This is a genomic window from Streptomyces sp. TP-A0356, assembly GCF_001417775.1.
In the GTDB taxonomy this organism is placed as follows: domain Bacteria; phylum Actinomycetota; class Actinomycetes; order Streptomycetales; family Streptomycetaceae; genus Streptomyces.
In genome coordinates, this window is record NZ_BBZJ01000049.1 from 1 (window position 1) to 17,746 (window position 17,746).

The 17,746-nt window shown below is 68.3% G+C and carries 19 protein-coding genes and 5 pseudogenes; 14 read left to right on the plus strand and 10 right to left on the minus strand.

Going from position 1 to position 17,746, the window contains the following annotated elements:
- Positions 1-45 precede the first annotated feature (45 nt).
- On the minus strand, positions 46-216 hold the full coding sequence (locus ASC56_RS36695; protein ID WP_055495945.1) for a hypothetical protein: 171 nt from the start codon (positions 214-216) through the stop codon (positions 46-48).
- Positions 217-313: 97 nt separating this feature from the next.
- On the opposite strand from ASC56_RS36695, the gene ASC56_RS36700 reads away from it, so the two are divergent.
- Both ASC56_RS36700 and ASC56_RS36705 read left to right on the plus strand, forming a co-directional pair.
- Complete coding sequence (locus ASC56_RS36700) at positions 314-529, plus strand: CsbD family protein (RefSeq protein WP_055495963.1); 216 nt, start codon at positions 314-316, stop codon at positions 527-529.
- A gap of 228 nt (positions 530-757) precedes the next feature.
- Positions 758-1,209 (plus strand): annotated as a pseudogene (locus tag ASC56_RS36705) (SRPBCC family protein).
- A 123-nt stretch (positions 1,210-1,332) separates the two neighbouring features.
- Here the strand turns inward: ASC56_RS36705 and ASC56_RS41460 are convergent.
- From ASC56_RS41460 to ASC56_RS36720, 4 genes are all read right to left on the minus strand, one after another.
- On the minus strand, positions 1,333-1,488 hold the full coding sequence (locus tag ASC56_RS41460; RefSeq protein WP_199836170.1) for a DUF6131 family protein: 156 nt from the start codon (positions 1,486-1,488) through the stop codon (positions 1,333-1,335).
- A gap of 247 nt (positions 1,489-1,735) precedes the next feature.
- Entirely contained in the window at positions 1,736-2,236 is a 501-nt protein-coding gene (locus tag ASC56_RS36710) for a hypothetical protein (RefSeq protein ID WP_055495946.1), read from the minus strand.
- Positions 2,237-2,281: 45 nt separating this feature from the next.
- The gene (locus tag ASC56_RS39230; protein ID WP_371330505.1) at positions 2,282-2,881 is read right to left on the minus strand and encodes an STAS domain-containing protein; all 600 of its coding nucleotides are present in this window, start codon (positions 2,879-2,881) and stop codon (positions 2,282-2,284) included.
- Positions 2,882-2,933: 52 nt separating this feature from the next.
- The gene (locus ASC56_RS36720) at positions 2,934-4,118 is read right to left on the minus strand and encodes a PP2C family protein-serine/threonine phosphatase (RefSeq protein WP_055495964.1); all 1,185 of its coding nucleotides are present in this window, start codon (positions 4,116-4,118) and stop codon (positions 2,934-2,936) included.
- 590 nt (positions 4,119-4,708) lie between these two features.
- Between ASC56_RS36720 and ASC56_RS36725 the strand changes: the two genes are divergently transcribed.
- The 4 genes and pseudogenes from ASC56_RS36725 (at position 4,709) to ASC56_RS36740 (ending at position 7,364) form a co-directional block, all read left to right on the plus strand.
- Positions 4,709-5,170 (plus strand): SPW repeat protein, encoded by a 462-nt coding sequence (locus tag ASC56_RS36725; RefSeq protein ID WP_055495947.1) that lies wholly within the window; start codon positions 4,709-4,711, stop codon positions 5,168-5,170.
- Positions 5,171-5,382: 212 nt separating this feature from the next.
- Positions 5,383-6,012, plus strand: a complete 630-nt coding sequence (locus ASC56_RS36730; RefSeq protein WP_055495948.1) for a carbonic anhydrase — start codon at positions 5,383-5,385, stop codon at positions 6,010-6,012.
- Between the two features lie 424 nt (positions 6,013-6,436).
- Positions 6,437-6,888: pseudogene (locus ASC56_RS36735) on the plus strand (winged helix-turn-helix domain-containing protein).
- Positions 6,798-7,364 carry a transposase gene (locus ASC56_RS36740; protein WP_079102978.1) on the plus strand — a complete coding sequence of 189 codons (567 nt, stop codon included), beginning with the start codon at positions 6,798-6,800 and terminating at the stop codon, positions 7,362-7,364. The pseudogene ASC56_RS36735 and the gene ASC56_RS36740 overlap by 91 nt, the downstream one beginning before the upstream one ends.
- Positions 7,365-7,419: 55 nt before the next feature.
- Here the strand turns inward: ASC56_RS36740 and ASC56_RS36745 are convergent, their stop codons facing one another.
- On the minus strand, positions 7,420-7,902 hold the full coding sequence (locus ASC56_RS36745) for an ATP-binding protein (protein WP_055495949.1): 483 nt from the start codon (positions 7,900-7,902) through the stop codon (positions 7,420-7,422).
- Positions 7,903-8,062: 160 nt separating this feature from the next.
- Here ASC56_RS36745 and ASC56_RS36750 point away from each other — a divergent pair, with 160 nt between their 5' ends.
- Complete coding sequence (locus ASC56_RS36750; protein ID WP_079102974.1) at positions 8,063-8,449, plus strand: STAS domain-containing protein; 387 nt, start codon at positions 8,063-8,065, stop codon at positions 8,447-8,449.
- 377 nt (positions 8,450-8,826) lie between these two features.
- Here the strand turns inward: ASC56_RS36750 and ASC56_RS36755 are convergent, their stop codons facing one another.
- Entirely contained in the window at positions 8,827-9,162 is a 336-nt protein-coding gene (locus ASC56_RS36755; RefSeq protein WP_055495950.1) for a hypothetical protein, read from the minus strand.
- A 30-nt stretch (positions 9,163-9,192) separates the two neighbouring features.
- Positions 9,193-9,390, minus strand: coding sequence for a phage holin family protein (locus ASC56_RS41465; RefSeq protein WP_107309465.1), 198 nt, complete (start codon positions 9,388-9,390; stop codon positions 9,193-9,195).
- Here ASC56_RS41465 and ASC56_RS39235 point away from each other — a divergent pair.
- The 6 genes and pseudogenes from ASC56_RS39235 to ASC56_RS36780 form a co-directional block, all read left to right on the plus strand.
- A pseudogene (locus tag ASC56_RS39235) lies at positions 9,340-9,666 on the plus strand (transposase); the annotation flags it as partial. The gene ASC56_RS41465 and the pseudogene ASC56_RS39235 overlap by 51 nt on opposite strands.
- Positions 9,666-10,064: an integrase core domain-containing protein gene (locus tag ASC56_RS36760; RefSeq protein WP_079102975.1), complete on the plus strand. Its 399-nt coding sequence runs from the start codon at positions 9,666-9,668 to the stop codon at positions 10,062-10,064. The pseudogene ASC56_RS39235 and the gene ASC56_RS36760, both read left to right, overlap by 1 nt.
- 474 nt (positions 10,065-10,538) lie before the next feature.
- Complete coding sequence (locus ASC56_RS36765) at positions 10,539-11,030, plus strand: hemerythrin domain-containing protein (protein ID WP_055495951.1); 492 nt, start codon at positions 10,539-10,541, stop codon at positions 11,028-11,030.
- Positions 11,031-11,204: 174 nt separating this feature from the next.
- A complete protein-coding gene (locus tag ASC56_RS36770) occupies positions 11,205-11,417 on the plus strand; it encodes a helix-turn-helix domain-containing protein (RefSeq protein WP_055495952.1) in 213 nt (70 codons plus the stop codon).
- A gap of 208 nt (positions 11,418-11,625) precedes the next feature.
- Positions 11,626-11,871 (plus strand): DUF5133 domain-containing protein, encoded by a 246-nt coding sequence (locus ASC56_RS36775; protein WP_055495953.1) that lies wholly within the window; start codon positions 11,626-11,628, stop codon positions 11,869-11,871.
- A 541-nt stretch (positions 11,872-12,412) separates the two neighbouring features.
- Positions 12,413-14,803, plus strand: a complete 2,391-nt coding sequence (locus tag ASC56_RS36780) for a SpoIIE family protein phosphatase (protein ID WP_234377253.1) — start codon at positions 12,413-12,415, stop codon at positions 14,801-14,803.
- 238 nt (positions 14,804-15,041) lie between these two features.
- Here the strand turns inward: ASC56_RS36780 and ASC56_RS43405 are convergent.
- A pseudogene (locus ASC56_RS43405) lies at positions 15,042-15,517 on the minus strand (DUF6042 family protein).
- 1,047 nt (positions 15,518-16,564) lie between these two features.
- On the opposite strand from ASC56_RS43405, the gene ASC56_RS36795 reads away from it, so the two are divergent.
- Positions 16,565-16,861 (plus strand): transposase, encoded by a 297-nt coding sequence (locus ASC56_RS36795; protein ID WP_267887665.1) that lies wholly within the window; start codon positions 16,565-16,567, stop codon positions 16,859-16,861.
- A gap of 141 nt (positions 16,862-17,002) precedes the next feature.
- Here ASC56_RS36795 and ASC56_RS41000 read toward each other — a convergent pair.
- Positions 17,003-17,746 (minus strand): annotated as a pseudogene (locus tag ASC56_RS41000) (hypothetical protein); the annotation flags it as partial.

Sequence of the window (17,746 nt, forward strand, 5' to 3'; positions counted from 1 at the left end):
CTTCCTTCGGCCGGGCCCTACGAAGGGGGTGGGTGCGACGTCAGGTCACCATCGATACCAACGGCCGCGGCCACCGCCAGGACTGGTCGAACGCATGACGAAGCCGAGCAGCCACACCACCAGGACGGCGATGGCGACCCACCACAGAATCTTGACGGCGAAGCCGGCACTGAAAAGGATCAGAGCGAGAAGCAGAACCAGCAAAAGGGGAACCATAGTTATCGACCTCCTGACCCTCCGTCTGCCCTGCAATGCGTCGCACATTCCTCAACCACAGCCTTGTTTGCAAGGAGAGAGTCGGGGCACCAGCCGGATACCAGTACAGCGACCCAGATGGTCCAAGGAGGCCCCTTTCACGACTGCCGGAGAGAAGGCCAAGGCGAAGACCGAGCAGGCCAAGGGCAAGACCAAGGAAACTGTGGGCAGCGCCATCGGCAACGACCGGATGGCCGCCGAAGGACAGGCCGAGAAGAGCACGGGTGACGCCCGTGAGGCCAAGGAGAAGGCCAAAGACGCCTTCAAGCGCTGACATCCCCTCCCCCGCCCCGGAATGGGCCTTCCTGCCAGGAAGGCCCATTCCTATGTCACCGGCCAAGAATCCTGGCCGATGTACGGCCGTTTCGAGCGGTGAAACCACCGTTCGAGCGGAGTCGGTGGGCATATGCGACGGAACCGGTGGCACCCGGGAAGTGATCAACAAAGCCAGGGCTCGGATCTCATGCGCCCGGGTGACGCCCTCACATGAAGGAGATGCCGCATGTCGCAGGTGGAAGAGTCCATCGAGGTCAACGTTCCCGTCCGCACCGCCTACAACCAGTGGACCCAGTTCGAGGACTTCCCCCAGTTCATGGACGGCGTGGAGCGCATCGAGCAGCGCACTGACACTCTCACGCACTGGAAGACCAAGATCGGCGGGGTCGAGCGTGAATTCGACGCCGAGATCACCGAGCAGATCCCCGACGAACGCGTCGCCTGGACCACCACCGGCGGCGAAGCCAAGCAGGCCGGCGTCGTCACCTTCCACCGTATCGACGACAGCACCACCAAGGTCATGCTGCAGCTCGATTACGAGCCCGATGGCCTGGCCGAGACCGTCGGTGACAAGCTCGGCTTCGTCAAGCGACAGGCCGCCGGCGACCTGAAGCGTTCAAGGAGTTCATCGAGTCCCGCGGCGGCAGGGAAACCGGCGCATGGCGCGGTGAAGTCTGATCCCCTTGGCGCACACGCTCGACGTTGCAGCGGTCGGCCGGCTTCGGAAAAGCCCGTCGGCCGCTGCAGTCGTCCCCGCGGCGCTGTGATGAGCAGGTCTGGTCGGGACCGGCTTGGTGCGGCCTACCAGTAGTGTCGTCGGCCCCCGACGGCGTGTCCTACGGAGCCGAGAAGGAACAGAATGGCCCCGATGGCGAGCAGGATGATCCCGATCGTCCAGAGGATGCCGATGTGCAGGATGAACCCGACGATGAGCAGGACGATGCCGAGTGCGATCACGATGGCTTCCCTTCTGTGTGGTCGGCGTACCGGCCGCTGAGGGCGGCGCCCGGCAGGGCGTCGCCGACTGTTGTCCTGTCGGCTCCGCGTGGTGGTGGGGTCGTCAGGTGGTGAGCAAGCGGTTGAAGAAATATGTTTTCGCCCTGCATGTCGCCTCCGTCTGTGCCGGTGTATGGGCCGCAGGGTGTCAGGCCGGGGCGTGGCGGGTGAGGCCGCCGTCGGAGAGGAGATCATCGAACAGGGCGCGCTAGTGCACCATGGCGTTGCGCAGCTGCTCGGCGGTAGCTTTGTGTCCCGTGCTGAGCGTGTCGCTCTCGTGGGCGGCCCGATAGTGCTCCAGGGTGCGGCCGTGTTCCACGGAGAGGTCCTTGAGCTGCCGGTCGAAGCCCTCGGTGTGGTAGCCGCGCGCCTGCATCAGCGAGGTCACCAGCCGGTCCGCGTCGTGCACCGCGTTCTCCGGGGGGCCCACGAACTCTTGCTGCACGCTGTCCCAGTCCCGGGTGAAGCGGTCCCGGGCACTGGCCGAAAAGGGCTTGATGTCGAGGTGGTCATGACGCTTGGCGCGCTCGCTGAGCTCGCGTTCGGCGGCGAATTGGCTGTCGTCGGCTCCCTCGACCGTCCGCTCGTACTCGGGGCCGAAGCGTTCACGCAAGGTCCGGCGCCGCGTGAGAAGAGCCAGGGCCAACGCGATCAGGGCCACGATGAACGCGATGGGAATGACGATCGCCAGAAGAGTTCCCGTAGACATCGGACCGACTCCCGCCCGGCTGCCTGACTCCTCAAACCAAAAGAGTCATTTACCCATAGAGCCAAGTACCCGAATTGACCGGATAATACTCTTTACGGTGCTTTGCTGTGTTATGAACGTCAGCCCCCAGCACACGCAGGCGTGCGGACGGCCACAGGCAACCGGACTCGTTGCAGACCGCTCAACCGGCGACCGAGGGACCATCGCCAGCCGAACAGCCCACACGGCGGCACGGTCGTCGATGCCGTGCCGCCGCTTCGCTCCCATCTGCCCCACAACCACGTGCCCCGTCCGGGCCGAGACACGCGCCGCAGCGCTGATCGGAGCGGCTTCCGGGGAGGGGTAGCTGTCGAGGACTTGGTCGACGCCGGTCAGTTGCAGCATCTTCCGCACCGGCTCGCTGGGGGCGATCAGCGCGAGGCGGACGCCGGTGCTGCGGGCCGTGCGGTAGGCGGTGATCAAACAGGTGACTCCGGTGGAGTCGAGGAAGGTGACGCCGGACAGGTCCAGCAGCACCGTGTGAGGGCCGCGGTCCAGCAGCGGTTGCAATGCGTCAGCGAGATGGTGGGCGGTGTGCAGGTCCAGATGACCCATGACGGTCACAAGACGCCGGTCGGGGGCTGCGGTATGCACCTGTACGTCCACAGGCGCGGGCGGGTCGGTGCTCAGGTGATCCTCCTGCCCGGGCTGGTGTGGCTCATGGGGTCAGCTCGTCCTGGTGGCCGCCGCGCCACTCGGTGAGCAGGACGGTGGCGTCGTCGGCGAGGCGCCCGTCGTTGTGGTCCATGACGGCGGCCATGAGCCGGCGCAGGGTTTCGTGCAGGGTGTGCCGGCCCGCGTGGTGGCGGCGGATGAAGCCGACGAACCGGTCCCGGCCGAACTCGTCACCGCGGGCGTCACGGGCCTCGATGATCCCGTCGGTGTAGAACAGCAGGCGGTCACCGGGTTGCAGCTGCTCGGTGCGCTCGGTCACCGGCAGGCCCAGATCGGCCCCCATGGGTCCGGCCGGCGGGCAGGCCAGCTCGGTCGTCCAGCGATTGTCGCGGATGAGGATCGGCAGGGGATGTCCACGGTTGATCCAGGTCAGCCGCCCGCTGGCCATGTCGAGGCCGGCCAGGATGCCGGTGACGTAGCGGCTGGTGCTGAACTGCTGGAGCAGCGCCTGTTCCACCTGCTCGCTGGTCTCGGCCAGGGAGGCGCCCTGGCGGCGGGCGTTGCGGCAGGCGGCGACGGCGACGTTCGCGGTGATACCGGCGGTCGTGTCGTGGCCCATGGCGTCGAAGACGCTCAGATGCAGCGTAGTGCCGGCGACGGCGTAGTCGAAGGCGTCGCCGCCCATTTGGTAGGCCGGTTCCATCACCGCACCCACCGTGACGCCGTGTCCGGCATAGGCGGGAGGCGGGGTGAGGTTCCACTGCATCTCGGCGGCGACGTTCATCGGCTCGGTGTGCACCAGCCGGGCGTAGGAGTCGCTGAAGGAACGCTTGCTGAGCAGCAGCAGTGCCGTCATCGACGCCAGATCCCGCAGGATGTCACGGGTCGGCTCGTCGTCGGTGTCGCTGTCGGCCCGCACCACGCCCAGGCGCTCCACGCCGTCGGTGACGGCCACCCACCACCGCCGACGCCGACCCGGCGTCCTGTCCGACGCTGGCTCTGCGAGGAGATCCACACGCTGGTACGCCTGGCCGGGCAAGCTGCCCTGGACGGTGAACTCCTGTCCTCCGCCGGCGGCGTCGCGTCCCTCGCCGGTGAGGCGGCGCAGCACCGTCTCGCGGATGTCGACGACGAAGACGGCCACGTCGTACAGCCCGGCTCCGGCAGCGTGCTGGGCGACCAGGTCCGGAAGCTGCTCCAGAGTGACCGTATGGCTGGCCTGGACCATCCGTACCAGTGCCAGAGCGGCCGCGGCCCTGTCAACCACAGCAGGTCCCGTCACTTCGCCGGCAGGATCCGACCGAAGCGATGACGAGATGCACCGGGCCACGACGTCGCATCGCCGACTCCTTTCCGGCCTTCGTGCGAAAGTGATCATCTACCGCCACGGCGCTGACCGACGCTCTGTTCGAGGCCCCGATGACACAGGCCCCGTGCACTGTTCTTGAAATGCTCGATCGGCTTCGTCCCCGCCGAAGGGCGGGTCATCAGCATGGCCCGGACCACCTTCGCTCACGCCGGAACAGATGGCGTCCCGCAACCACCGGCCACTCCTAGCGTGCCCTACTCGAGCTGTCCGGACCGGGCGCCGGACCGGCCCAACGTGACGCAGGGTAACGAGTCGCAGCGCGAGAGTCTGAGCCGCTCAAACGCGCTCCGCCCAAGAGTGCCGATAAGGAATCCCGCAGTCGGCTGCGCCGAATTAGCCGGGTGTGCGATCCCTCAGCGCTGGATTTCCTGCGCCCGCTGGGTACCCGGTCCGGAAATATCCACTCTCACACCAAGGTGACCGCAATCACCACTTCTCACGGGCCGTCCATGGAGACCCACCCCGATATCGTCGATATGCGCCTACGGCACGAAATCGCCGAGCGCGCCACGAGTGCCCCGCAAGGCCAGGCCGTCGGCATGCTGGCCTTCCTCACCGGCATCTACCTGGCAGCGTCAGCGTGGATCACCGGGTTCAACGGCCTGTCCACTCTCGCCGTCAACAACCTCCTGGTGGGCCTCGCTTATGCCCTACTCATGAGCGGGGGCTTCGGCCGAGCCTACGAACGCGCCCACAGCATGGCCTGGGGAGCCTGTGCCCTGGGCGTCTGGACGATTATCGCGCCCTGGGTGGTGGCAGGCCATGTGAACACCACCAAGACCATCACCAACCACGTCATCACAGGCGCCATCGCACTTCTGCTCGCACTGGCCGCCAGCGCCGCTGCCCGAGCAGCCGAATCACCCAAGATGCGGCGCGGAACGGCAACGCCGTATACACCGGGCCGCTGACTCTGAACCCTCCACAGGATGGCGTCCTGGTCATCCGTGCCGAACGAGTCTTCTGACGAGTGCGCCGCCTCTGAGCGGCGAGGACCGCTGCTCGCCCGAGGCCCGTGAAGTGAGGGGCGAATCCAGGCGTACCGCACTCATAACGGGCTCCGCAACACCGTCGTGAGCACCCACGCACTGCCAACGAACCACCCGGCTCGTAGGCTGCGGCCATGACCCCAACGCCCCGCGATGCCTTCCAGCTGTTGCTGGCCGGTAACCAGCGCTTCGTCGCCGGCGCTCCGGAGCACCCGAACCAGGACGCCACCCGCCGCGCCGAGATCGCACCGTCTCAACAGCCCTTCGCCGTGCTGTTCGGGTGCTCCGACTCCCGGCTGGCCGCCGAGATCATCTTCGACCGCGGCCTGGGCGACCTGTTCGTAGTCCGCACCGCCGGCCATGTCATGGGCCCGGAAGTGCTGGGCAGCATCGAGTACGGCGTCGACGTGCTGGACTGCCCGCTGGTGATCGTGCTCGGTCACGACTCCTGCGGCGCGGTCGGCGCAGCGTGCGCCGCGCTGGAGGACGGCATGACACCGGGCGGCTACGTCCGGGACGTCGTCGAGCGGGTCACCCCCAGCGTGCTGGCCGCGCGGGCCGCCGGACACGTCGAGCCGCACAAAATTCTCGCCGAGCACGTACGGCACACCGTCGACCTGCTGCTGGACCGCTCCCGGGTGCTCGCTGAGAAGGTCGCCGCCGGCCAGGCCGCCGTGGTGGGCCTGTGCTATCGCCTGGCCGACGGCAGTGCACAGCTCGTCGCTTCCCGTGGGCTCGAAGCGGAAGCCCCCTCCGCGTCCTGACCGCCCCGGCCGTGGCCGCTCAAACTGGTGAACTCCAGCGTTGAGGCGTTCGTCGCTTTCAATCGTGCTTACGAGGAGGCCGCTGCATACAAGATCATTCCCCCATAACTAAAGACCGCAGGCCAACCACCCGACCGAACACGCCACCCAGGCCACGCCAACCACAATCCGAACGCGCCCCGCCTCCACCTATGACCCCCAACCAAAGGACCGGACACCAGACCGGAACGGCCACACCCCCTGAAGATCACTGCTCTGTCACGCTTCCGCCGGGTGTGTCAACTTACTGATCTCGGCTCGTTAGGGTGATCTTTGCTGGGCTTCCTGATGCGGGTCTCGTGTTGTCGATAGTCCGTGGAGCGTGAGATATGCGGATGGGGGCGGGCTGACGCCTGCAGCACGGCGGCGCCGGGAAGCGGTGCGGATGCAGGCGGCGGAGCTGTTCGCTCAGCAGGTCAAACCGCCCGAGGCCGCCCGGCAACTGCGTGTGAGCGTGAAGTCGGCTTACCATGCCTGTCTGGAGAAGCTCGCCGGGTACCTCGAGCAGGGGCCGGCCGCGCACGGCTGGACCGAGGACCAGGTGTGGACGGCTGCAGGGGTGGCCACGTTGATCGGCAGGAAGTTCCACGTCTCCTACAGCGTCTCGGGCGCAACGAGGCTGATGCGCCGTTCACTCCGCAGATGCCCGCACGCAGGGTGGCCGAGCGCGACGAAGAGGCCGTGACCGGCTGGAAGGAGGCGACCTGGGTGGAGGTAAAAGGGCCCGGGCGGCCTGCAGGGGCTACATCTGCTTCGAGGACGAGGCGAGCTTCACCCGCAGACCGCCCAAAGGACGCACCTGGGGCCGGCGAGGCCACACCCCGGTCGTCACCGTAAGCGGACGGCGCTCGGGACGCCTGTCGGTGGCCGGGCTGATCGCCTGGCGCCCGGGCTCCCGCACCCGGCTGTGCCACCGCCTGCTCGCCCACCCCGCGGGCAAGGGCACGCGACGCAGCACGAGCGAGCGCGACTACATCGCTCTCCTGGACGGCGTCCACCAGCTGGTCAAGGCACCCATCGTGCTGGTGTGGGACCGGCTCAACACCCACATCTCCAAAACGATGCAGGAACTGGTTGCCGAACGTGAGTGGCTGACAGTGTTCCTGCTTCCTGCGTACTCGCCCGATCTGAACCCGGTCGAGGGCGTGTGGGCACACACCAAACGCAGCCTGGCCAACCTCGCCGTCGTCGCCCTCGACCGCCTGGAGAAGCTCGTGCGTAACCGGCTCAAACGCTTGCAGTACCGACCCGACACCCTCGACGGGTTCATAGCCGGGACCGGCCTGCCCCTGGACACCCTCACATCACCCTAACAAGCCGAGATCAGTAACGGGTGCCCGTGCCGTGCGCTGCCGAACGCCCCTGCTGTCACAGGGGCCGGCGTCCGGCGAGTTCCCCGCCTGGGTCGTCCAGCAGGGCGATGCGGGCGGTGATGCGTTTGCCGACCGGCTCCCGCTGGGCTTCGAAGCCCTGGGAGACGGCCATGACGATCTCCAGGCCGTGCTGTCCCACCCGGCCTGCGTCAGCGGCCCGGGCCACCGGCAGTACCGGGTCGGAATCCCACACCACTACTTCGACCGTGTCGCCGGCGATGCGCAGGTCCAGCAGTATCGGGCCGGGCGCGTACTTGCGGGCGTTGGTGACCAGCTCGCTGACCACCAGCTGGGTCAGATCCATGGCGCGCTGCGAGATGGGCAGCCCGTGTTCGGCCTGCACGCGGGTGAGGAAGCCGGCGGCCAGGTGGCGGGCCTGGGCGATGTCCGTGCCCTCCCCGCTCAAGGCCACGGTGGTCTGCAGGGTGCGCTCCTCCGGCGCCGTGCCGTCCTCATCCAAGGGCACCGCTGGTTCCATGCCGACCGCCTTCTCCCCCGTTGTCACCCCCGCCCCTACCCTTGCCTGCGCGGCACACGCCCTTCGCCCCCCTATTGGCCCTCGTCCAGGGCAAGGACATCGCCAGCACCGTGCAGGGCAGCACTGCGGGCCGAAATCTTGGTGTGCCAGTATCCCCTACATGGGTGAAGGACGAATTCCGGACACCGAGCAAGCTGAGCAGGCACCGCCGCCTGGCGGGCTGTCGGTCGTGGCGACCTCGACCGACGGCATCCGTGTACTGACGCTGACCGGTGAAATCGACCACCACACCGGCGAGGCGCTCCACCACGCCCTGGACGTCTCCGGCATCGTCCGCCCCCGCATCGTGGTCGACATGCGGCGGGTCTCCTTCATGGACTCCAGCGGCATCAACATCCTCATCGCCGCCCACCCAGCCGCCGCAGCGGCAGGGGGCTGGCTGCGGCTGGCCGCACCGGCCCCAGCCGTGCTGCGCACCCTGCAGCTCGTCGGTGTCGACCAGTTCATCGACTGCCGCCCCACTCTGCGGGACGCGCTCAGCTTCTGACAGCACCCCGCCGCACGCGCTGCAGGTCGTCTCGCGGACAGGCGGCGATGGTGGCCAGTCCGGCGATGCCGAGATGAGGTAGATGGCCACCGCGGTGATGCTGTTGGCACCCATGCGGGCGTACTGTCGGCGCGGCCAGCGCGGACACGCCGGACACCAGCCCGGCGCGAGTGGTGCTCACGTCCTTTCGCCGGCGGCTTTCTCCTTCTCACCCTTGGAGTGGCCGCGCGGTTCGGGCTGGCTGCCCGGTCGACGGCTCGGACAATGCTGGCGTCGGGGCAGCACCGGTCTTCCACGCCTGCTTGACCGCCCCCGCCACCATGCCGCTGGCGGCACCGAGGGCCAGCCCGACCGGCTTGTAAGCGATCTTGACGGCTTCACCGTTCTCGCCCCTTCCGGCGACGACCCAGCCACACCATCACGGCCTGGGCGCCCGAAGCCGCCGGCAGCACCTTGGGGTTCTCCCGCGCCAGCCGCGCCCCCTGGGCCGTCTTGTCCCGCACCGGCTCGGGCACTGTCTCCTTCCACAGCTGACCGGCTTCGCCCGCCTTCGCACGAACCTGCCCGGCAGCTTGGGCGGTCGTGTCCTTGACCGGTTCCGGCAGCTTGTACTGGACCAGAGCCGCGGCCTCGGCCGCCTTCTCCTTCAAGTGCCCGGTCTGGAGCGCCGCCTGCCCCTTGAGCCCCAGCGCCTGCAGCATCAGGAAGCCCACGACGCCGGCACCGCCGAACGACTCGCCGCCCTAGCCGTAGCGCTTGCTCTTCTCCTTCATCTCCGCCCCGGCCAGCTTCATCTCACCGCGCACCAGCTCGGAAGCTCCTAATACTGCAACCGCATCTGGGGTGACGATGAACGTGGCCTGTCGTTGATGTGACTGTGTGCTGATGCGCTGACGGTCGAGCAGGTTGAGTCGTGGTCCGAGGGGATAGCCGGGCTGCATGCCCGGTTCGCCCACCGTTTTGGCAGGTCCGAGCCGCGCGAGCGGGCACTGGACTACCTTCAGGGGCTGGTCGCACCTCTGGAGAAGAAGAACGGCTGGACGCTGGCCGAGCAGGTCGGCCAGCTCCGCCCGGACGGTGTCCAGCGCCTGCTCAACCTCTCCGACTGGGACGAGAACGCAGTCCGAGACGATGTCCGTGACTTCGTCGTGGAGACCATCGGCAGCCCAGACGCCGTCCTGATCTGCGACGACACCGGCTTCCTGAAGAAGGGCACATGCGCACCGAACTCCCGCTGGATGCGCTGGAGATGGCGCTGTGGAGGCGGCGGATCAAGAAGGACTCCGGGCTGGTCCATCACAGCGACAGGGGGTCGCAATACGTGTCGATTCGCTACACCGGCCGGCTCGCCGAAATCGGGGCCGCCGCGTCCGTCGGCTCGGTCGCGGACTCGTATGACAACGCGATGGCCGAGGCGCTGAACGGCACCTTCAAGGCCGAACTGATCGAGATGCAAGGCCCCTGGACCGGTTTCGACCAGGTCGAACGGGCGATCTTCCAGTGGGTCACCTGGTACAACGAGGAACGGCTCCACTCCGCCCTCGACTACGTACCGCCCGCCGAGTACGAACGCGACTGGTGGCGACACCAGGAAGCCACCCCGCAGTCCGCCTGAAACAAGATCACCGGACTCTACGAAACTCGGGACAGCTCACCTCCCGAGCGACGAACCGTTTCAGACAGCGGATGATGTCCTTCTTCGACATGCCTTGGGCGGTGCGGCGGGCAACGTACTCACTGTCAGCTGCGGCGAGGCCCGCTGCACCAGCTCGCTCACCGGCTCCTGGCCCAAGCGGTCCGTGCTCGGCCCGGATCCGACGTAGTGCGGCTGTGCGCCTGACACGACGGCCACTTCCCATCCCTGTCAGTTCCTCTTGGCCGGGCTGCGGGTTCTGGCAGTGGACCAACTCCTACCCCGACCGGCAGCAGGCGCAGCAGGATGTGGAGTCGGGCGTGGGCCAGGCCGAGAACACGACGGTGACCGCGGTGTGCACGGTGCCGGGTACCAGGCGTCGGGAAGCCATCAATGCAGGCAGTGGGGGTAGGCGGTAGTGACCCCAACCGTACGGAACGAAAGTGGTGCCCCGCCATGGCCGAGACACAGGACGTCGTCGAGCTCCTCCTTCAGGACCACCGGCGCATGGAGGAGCTGTTCCGCCTGATGCGCAGCGTCGAGGCCGACCGGGCCGCCGCGCTGAAGGAGTTCGCGGACCTGCTGATCGCCCACGCGCTGGCCGAGGAGGCCAAGGTCTATCCCGCACTGAAGAGGTACAAGAACATCGAGGACGAAGAGGTCGAGCACGGGGAGCACGAGCACGACGAGGGCAACAAGGCCCTCCTGGACCTTCTGGAAGTGGAGCAGGTCGGCTCGGAGGAGTGGGACTCCAAGCTGGAGGAACTGGTGGAGGCCGTCACCCACCACGCCGACGAGGAGGAGCGCACCATCCTCAACGGCGCGCGCGAGAACGTGGCGATGGAACGGCGTGAGGAACTGGGCGTGGCGTTCCGGGAGGAGCGCGAGCGTCAGCTGAAGGACGGCTGCGGCTCCGTCGACAACGTGCGCCGCATCCTCAACTCCTGACCTTCCCCCTTTGCGGGCGTCCCGCGGCCGGGCCGGCGCCCCGGCCGCGGCTCCGGCTGCAAGGGCCGGGCCGGGGTACTTCGCCCCCGGTTGCGCGGCGAGCGCACATGGGTCTTGGCGTCACGGGCAATCGGTGATCAGTCCCGGCGTCGGGAGTCGCGAAAGGAGATCTTCGTGCACAAGAGGAAGTGGATCACCGGTGGCGCACGTGAGGAGCTCGCCGCAGTCCTGGCCCGGGAGTACGGGGAAGGGCGGTCGATCCGTGCCATAGCCGAGGCCCACGGCCGGTCATACGGCTTCGTGCACCGTGTGCTCACCGAAGCGGGCGTACCGCTGCGGTCCCGGCGAGGCTCTGTGCGCCCCGACACCACCCGCCCAGTGCGGTGACCACCCCCTGACATCCAGGGCAGCCGCCTTACGTCCGGTGCCGTCTGCCGGGCGCGGCGGAAACAGTGCATGCGGCGATCTTGCGGGGGTACACAACGTGCTCAAGGTGTCTCCGGCATTTCGAGTGTGGCGCCCCCTGGTGAGTGCGCGCTTTCCGCGGGTGCTCGGGTCCGGCGTGAGGGCCCGCCGTTCGAGAGAGGTTGTCATTGTGTTGCTCCCAGCGGAGAAGGAACTGCGCGCGGTGCTGGCCCGCTTCGCCGATGCCCGATTCCGTCACGACCTGCAGCCCACCGGCCGTTCGAGCCAGGAGCTGGAAGACACCTCGTACACCCTGTGTGTGATGACCGGCACCCGGTCGGTGAACGAGGCCCTCGCTGCCGCCGACGCCCTGCTGAAACAGCTCCGGGCGGACGACTGTGCGACCGCCAAGGTGAGCCAGACCCTGGCCGCCTGAGCTGCCCGTCCGGGCGGGTTACGGCGTTCGAGGCCGGCCTCCGCTGTCAGAGCCTCGCACGCCGCCTGGACGTCGCCTGCAGCGAGGGGAACGCGCCGTCGCGCGGCCGGATCGTGGCCGGGGCCGCCGTCATGTCAACGTCCGTGGCCTGCGCGCGACGGGCGTCAGGGCGATGGCCGAGCACGCCAAGGGGGCCTCGGCTCGACGTACGACTGCTTCCTCGCGCGAGGGCAGGCAGCAGCCGGCCGGGGAAGCCGCCGTCAACGCCGTCGACCGGCTCTGGGCTGAGGGGCGTCCGGCATGCCGAGCCGGAGGCGACTGCACACTCCCCCAGCCGATGCCGGCCGGCCCCGCCCGGCCGAGTCGGCCGAAGGTCGTTGGACGGACTCGCGTCCGCGGCTGTCTGCGAAGGCGGCTGTATGTGCTCGTCCGGATGACCGTACTGACCCGGGCATCTTCCCTGTGCGATGCTCGGCGCATGACGTCACGGCAGCAGCCGCGCCCGCAGGGAGCGGCGTCAGACGATTCGGCCTTGGCGAAGGTGGTCGCACGCCAGCGGGCCGAGATCGTCGACCTGCAACGGGTCGCGGCGCTGCTGCCTGTGCTGGAGCGGGCCAAGGGCGCGGTCATGGTCCAGGAAGGATGCTCGGCGCAGGACGCTTACGAGATCCTCCTCGACCGCTGTGCTGCCGGCGACCGCACGCTCGTGGAGGAGTGCTGGCTGACGCTCGGGGCCATCCGCCCGCTGACGGGCCGGCGCGGTCGCAGAGGTCGCGGTGCGAATCCTGGGCCTGCCGATGGCTCGGTGTTCGCGTCCGCCCAATATCTGGCTCCCGCCAGGCCGGCAAGCCGCGCCTCCGCTGCTGGTACGGGCGGCGATGCCGCCATGCTGCTGGGCAGGCTGAGCCTGAGTCTTGCAACGGTGCGGGACCTGCATGACCTCGCCCATTGTCTGCTGGATGAGCTGAGGACCGGCACGGAGGCCGATGCGGTGCTGATCTACAGCACCTCCGGAGCCCGTCTTCGGCTGGTCGGGCACGCGGGCATCGACGATCTGGACACCTCACGGTGGCAGAGTCTGACCGTCGCCGGTACGGAAGCGGTGCGGGACCCGGTGGACAGTCATGAGCCGGTCTGGTCGGAGGGGCCTGAGGGCAGTGAGCCCTACGTCGTGCCCGACGCCACTGCGCGTCGGTGGCCTTCGCGGGCCTGGCTGCCGGTGAACGCGGGCGGACAGGTCGACGAGGTCGTGGTCGTACTGCGCACCACCGATCGGGCGTTCACCTCCGACGAGCGGGGGGTGCTGGTGGGCGCGGTGCAGTTGTGTGCCGGACGCTTGACGACGCTCGACTCTCCGGCACCCCACAAGCGCCCGCGCGTGGACGCTGTGCAGCAGATCTTTGACGCGTTGCCGGGATCAGTGATCCTCCTGGCGCCGCTGCGCGGGCCGGACGGAACCGTGGAGGACTTCCGCATCGAGGCTGCGGCGCCCGGGTCGGTGGACGTCGCCGACCGCAAGGGACGGGAGCTCATCGGCCAGCGCGTCCTGGAGTGCTATCCGACCGTCGCCGGCACCGAAGTGTGGAAGGGCTACCAGGAAGTCCTCGCCACCGGCAAGCCCTTCGCGAGCGAGCCGTTCGTCTACGAGGAAGTCGTGGCCGGCATCCCCCGGCACTCCAGCTTCTCCCTGCACGTCAGCCGGCTCGGCGAGCACCTCGTCGTCTCCTGGACCCGGCATGACGTCGCCGCCCGCCAGGAACAGCGCCTGACTACCCTGCAACGGCTGGGCAATCTGGGTTGGGCCGACTGGAACCTGGTCACCGACACCATCACCTGGTCCCCGTACGCCTCCGCCATCTTCGACCGCGACCAGAGTCTCGGCCCCATGCGGCTCGAGGAACTTCCCGAGCACGTCCTTCCCGAGGACCTGCCGGAGCTGACCCGAGCAGCTCAGAGACTGCTGGGCGACGGCGCGGCCATCGACCAGCCGTTCCGGATCACCACCCGGACCGGGGTGCGCCACCTGCGCATCGTCGCCGAGGCAGTCACCGACGCCGATGGCACCCCGCTGGAGGTGCACGGCTTCTTCCAGGACCTCTCGCGTCAGCGGGATGCGGAACTCGCCCTGCTCAGCAGCGAGCGCGCCGTCTCGGCCCAGCGCGGCCTCCTCCAGGCCGAACGCAAGATGGCCGCCCGCCTGCAGCAGGCCCTGCTTCCCCTGCCCAACGGCCCGGTCATGCTCGCCGGTCTGTGGACCAACGCTCTCTACCACCCCGCGGAACGGGGCATCAGCGTCGGCGGTGACTGGTACAGCGCCATAGAACTGCCCGACGGCGACGCGTTGTTCGTCGTCGGCGACGTCATGGGCCACGGTATCAACGCGGTTGCGTCCATGGCCCAGCTACGCTTCACCGCCAAAGGTATGATCATCACCGGTTCCAGCCTGACGGACGCCCTCACCCGGCTCAACGCCCTTTTGATGCACCTGCAGGCGCCGACCGGCGGACACACCACCGCCACGATGATCGTGGCACGCTACCGCCCCGCCAACCGCACTCTGACCTGGGCCCAGGCCGGCCACCTGCCACCCGTCCTCGTGCGCGCCGGCCAGGGCGTGATCGTCGACCGCCCGGCCGGAATGCTTCTCGGCGCCACACCTGCGCCGCGGTTCGCGGAGGCAAGCCTTCAACTGCAGGAGGGGGACCAACTCCTCCTGTTCACCGACGGGCTGATCGAGAGGCCGGGGCAAGACCTCCAAACGGGACTGGAAATCCTGGCCACCGCCGCCGCAGCCGTACTGCGCACCGGACGACCGGAGAGTCTGGCAGCACTTCATGCATCCCTTGCCCATGCCGAACGCCCGGACGACGTCTGCGCCCTCCACGTCAGCCTTCCGTCAGGTGCGTCAGCGGAAGAAGCCGCAGACATGTGACCGGCCTACCAGGCACCGCAGCCCGGCCAGGCTGCGCCGACCGCGGTGCCATTGCGCATCGACGCCCGCGGATTCGCACGGAAGTCGCGCCGGAACCAGCAAGAGTCAACAACGCCAGCCGCATCCGTGACCGACGCCGCCCTCCTTCCAGACGGCTGCCGCTCCCCCGGCAGGCCCGGTGGCAGGACGGCAGCGCGCCATGCCCGGCCTTCAGCAGCCCATGTGGTGGCGTCCTGTCTCAGCCGCTGTCATCCCCGTCGGCAGGGACAGTGGCCGCGAGCCGTTCCTGCCGCCCCTGTCGGATCCGGATGCGGTGCGCGTGGAAGGTGTTCCAGTCGCAGCGCAGATGGAAGACCTGGTGCGTCGGGATCGCGAAGATGTCCGCGGCGGCCGTGAAGTCCGGCCCCTCCAGCAGGAGAAGGACCGCTTGGCGGGCGTCGTGCGGATGACCGTCGATCACCCGCGCCAGACGGTCGAGACTTGCAGTGACCTCCTGGTGTCGCAGGCCTGTCGATCGAACATTGCGATGATCCGGGCGGAGTCGCCCCCATACGCAAGGTGGCGGCGCAGCGACCGCTGTGCCGCCGACTCCGCGTCGTCCAGAGGGAAGACCTCCTGCGGGTCGGGCAGCCGATACGCCGGGTAGAGGCGCATCTGACCGTCCCCGTCGGGGATTTCGTGCACGAGCCCGGCGGTGATCACGAGGGTCAGCATGTCGTCGAGCGTGCACAGCGGCGGCAATCCGTAGTGAGCTGCATAGCGCGCCGAAGTGACCCGCACCGCTTACAGATCGGCCCGTTTCCCCGCTTGACGCTCGTCGTCGTCCATCCAGCAGGAGGCCTGCCAGTCGCCGGAGGGGTTGACGCTGCTGCGCACGAACGGGCAGTTGCTCCCGCGTCAAGGGCTTCCCCCTTCCGGTGAGGGCCGCCAGCAGCAGCCCCAGCATCGGCGGGGGCATGCGAAACCAGCCGCCGCCGATCACGCTGCGGGAGTACTGCTCCCGTTTGATCGTGCGACCAGTCCGTCAAGGGCACCGTCGTCATACTGGCTTTCCTCCGCGGCATCTCGGTCGACGGGTCGTTCGAATCTCAGCGGTGACGATGCCCTGAACGCTCGCTGTGCGATGCCTCCGAGGGCGGCGGGGGGTGGAGCGGGGTCCCGGCACGGCTGGACAACGCGGGCCGGATCCGGGAGTCACCACTTGTGCCGCCAACCGGGTACTCACCGCGCCGTCGCAGCAGGCCCGATCGCCGCCTACCCCGGCAGAGGCCGGGACCAACTGGGTCCGCAGGCAACGCCGCCCTCATACGTCCGCTGGATGCCCTGCCCTGGTTACCTGATGCGGACGCGGCGGGCTCGGAAGCGTCCAAGGTGCCCTACGAGGCAGACTGCCCCTGCGGATGTGGCGGCGGTCTCCTCGTGTCCGCCGGACGGGGGCACTTTGCGTCTCGGCGGGAAGTTCGGGACCGGTGACGAGTCTCTGTTCACGCAGCCTGTGGGCCCGTGGACAGCCGCGCTGTGGGCAGCCGGGGCACCCGCCACACCAGCCCGCCCGCCACACCAGCCCGCGACCAGACGCTGCGGTCGGCACTCATCCTCAATCGGACCGACAGGAGAATGCGGTATGCGTGATCGTCATGTCAGGGCGCCGCAGGCGGCGGTTGCAGTGACTGTGAGGGCCGCCGCAGCCACTCTCCCGGCTGCGGTGGCTCCCGCTTATGCGGGCGGACGCCAGGGACTCCACGAATCCGGGGTCAGCTCATCCGCGCCGAGCAGCAGACCCCCGACTGGAAGGCCCGCTACGCGGTGCGTTCCGGAGTCGAGGGCACCATCAACGAGTTCGCTCACGGACACGGCATGCGCCACTGCCGCTACCGAGGACAGCCGAAAGCCCATCTGCAACACGTACTCACGGCCATCGCCGTGAACATCGAACGCCTCAGCAGTCAGCCCGCGACTGAGGGACCCTCTTCGCCGAGACCGCCGACCGCCTTCCAGACCTTCCTGGACCAGCATCGCATCCCCCGGTCGAAGACCTGGCGAACGCTGGGCAGTTGACCTCCACCGCTTCAAGATCCCCGACAGAGTCAATAGCCGTTTGTCGGCGCCCGTGGCCGGCGGCGAGGGCCTCCACGGGCGCCCGTCACGTCACTGGGTGAGCGTGCCGGCGTTGCCCGCCTTCCCGGCGGTCCCGCCGGCCTACTGGGTGGCTGCGGCGCTCGGGGTGGCGGCGCCGCCGTTGTTCGCAGCGCCACCGTTATTGGCAGCGCCGCCGTTATTGGCAGCACCACCGTTGTTCGCAGCACCACCGTTATTGGCAGCACCACCGTTGTTCGCAGCACCACCGTTATTGGCAGCACCACCGTTGTTCGCAGCACCACCGTTATTGGCAGCACCACCGTTGTTCGCAGCGCCACCGTTATTGGCAGCACCACCGTTGTTCGCAGCACCGCCGTTGTTCACGGCGCACTGTGCCAGTCCCTCCAGCCCCTGCGGCTTGGCCGCCGCGCGGCCGATCGCGTTGACGATGCGCTTGATCGTGGCCGCCCGCTTGTTCTTGAGCTGGCGGAGGATGCCGTTCTGGCTGCCCTTACCGGCCTTGCCGCCCTTACCGGCCTTGCCGCCCTTACCGGCCTTACCGGCCTTACCGGCCTTGCCGCCCTTACCGGCGTTGCCTGCGTTACCTGCATTGCCCGCATTGTCCGCATTACCGGCGTTGCCTGCGTTACCTGCATTGCCCGCATTGTCCGCATTACCGGCGTTGCCTGCGTTACCGGCGTTGCCTGCGTTACCTGCGTTGCCCGCGTTGCCTGCGTTACCGGCGTTGCCTGCGTTGCCCGCGTTGCCTGCATTACCGGCGTTGCCCGCGTTGCCCGCGTTGCCTGCGTTACCGGCGTTGCCTGCGTTGCCCGCGTTGCCTGCATTACCGGCGTTGCCCGCGTT

Excerpts from the sequence above, each read along its gene's own strand:
- ASC56_RS36760 (WP_079102975.1), top strand. The coding sequence starts at position 9,666 with ATGCGCACCGAACTCCCGCTGGATGCGCTGGAGATGGCGCTGTGGAGG.
- ASC56_RS36695 (WP_055495945.1), bottom strand. The coding sequence starts at position 216 with ATGGTTCCCCTTTTGCTGGTTCTGCTTCTCGCTCTGATCCTTTTCAGT.
- ASC56_RS36725 (WP_055495947.1), top strand. The coding sequence starts at position 4,709 with ATGGAGACCCACCCCGATATCGTCGATATGCGCCTACGGCACGAAATC.
- ASC56_RS36745 (WP_055495949.1), bottom strand. The coding sequence starts at position 7,902 with ATGGAACCAGCGGTGCCCTTGGATGAGGACGGCACGGCGCCGGAGGAG.
- ASC56_RS36750 (WP_079102974.1), top strand. The coding sequence starts at position 8,063 with ATGGGTGAAGGACGAATTCCGGACACCGAGCAAGCTGAGCAGGCACCG.
- ASC56_RS36765 (WP_055495951.1), top strand. The coding sequence starts at position 10,539 with ATGGCCGAGACACAGGACGTCGTCGAGCTCCTCCTTCAGGACCACCGG.
- ASC56_RS36720 (WP_055495964.1), bottom strand. The coding sequence starts at position 4,118 with ATGGTCCAGGCCAGCCATACGGTCACTCTGGAGCAGCTTCCGGACCTG.
- ASC56_RS36730 (WP_055495948.1), top strand. The coding sequence starts at position 5,383 with ATGACCCCAACGCCCCGCGATGCCTTCCAGCTGTTGCTGGCCGGTAAC.
- ASC56_RS36710 (WP_055495946.1), bottom strand. The coding sequence starts at position 2,236 with ATGTCTACGGGAACTCTTCTGGCGATCGTCATTCCCATCGCGTTCATC.
- ASC56_RS41465 (WP_107309465.1), bottom strand. The coding sequence starts at position 9,390 with ATGCAGCCCGGCTATCCCCTCGGACCACGACTCAACCTGCTCGACCGT.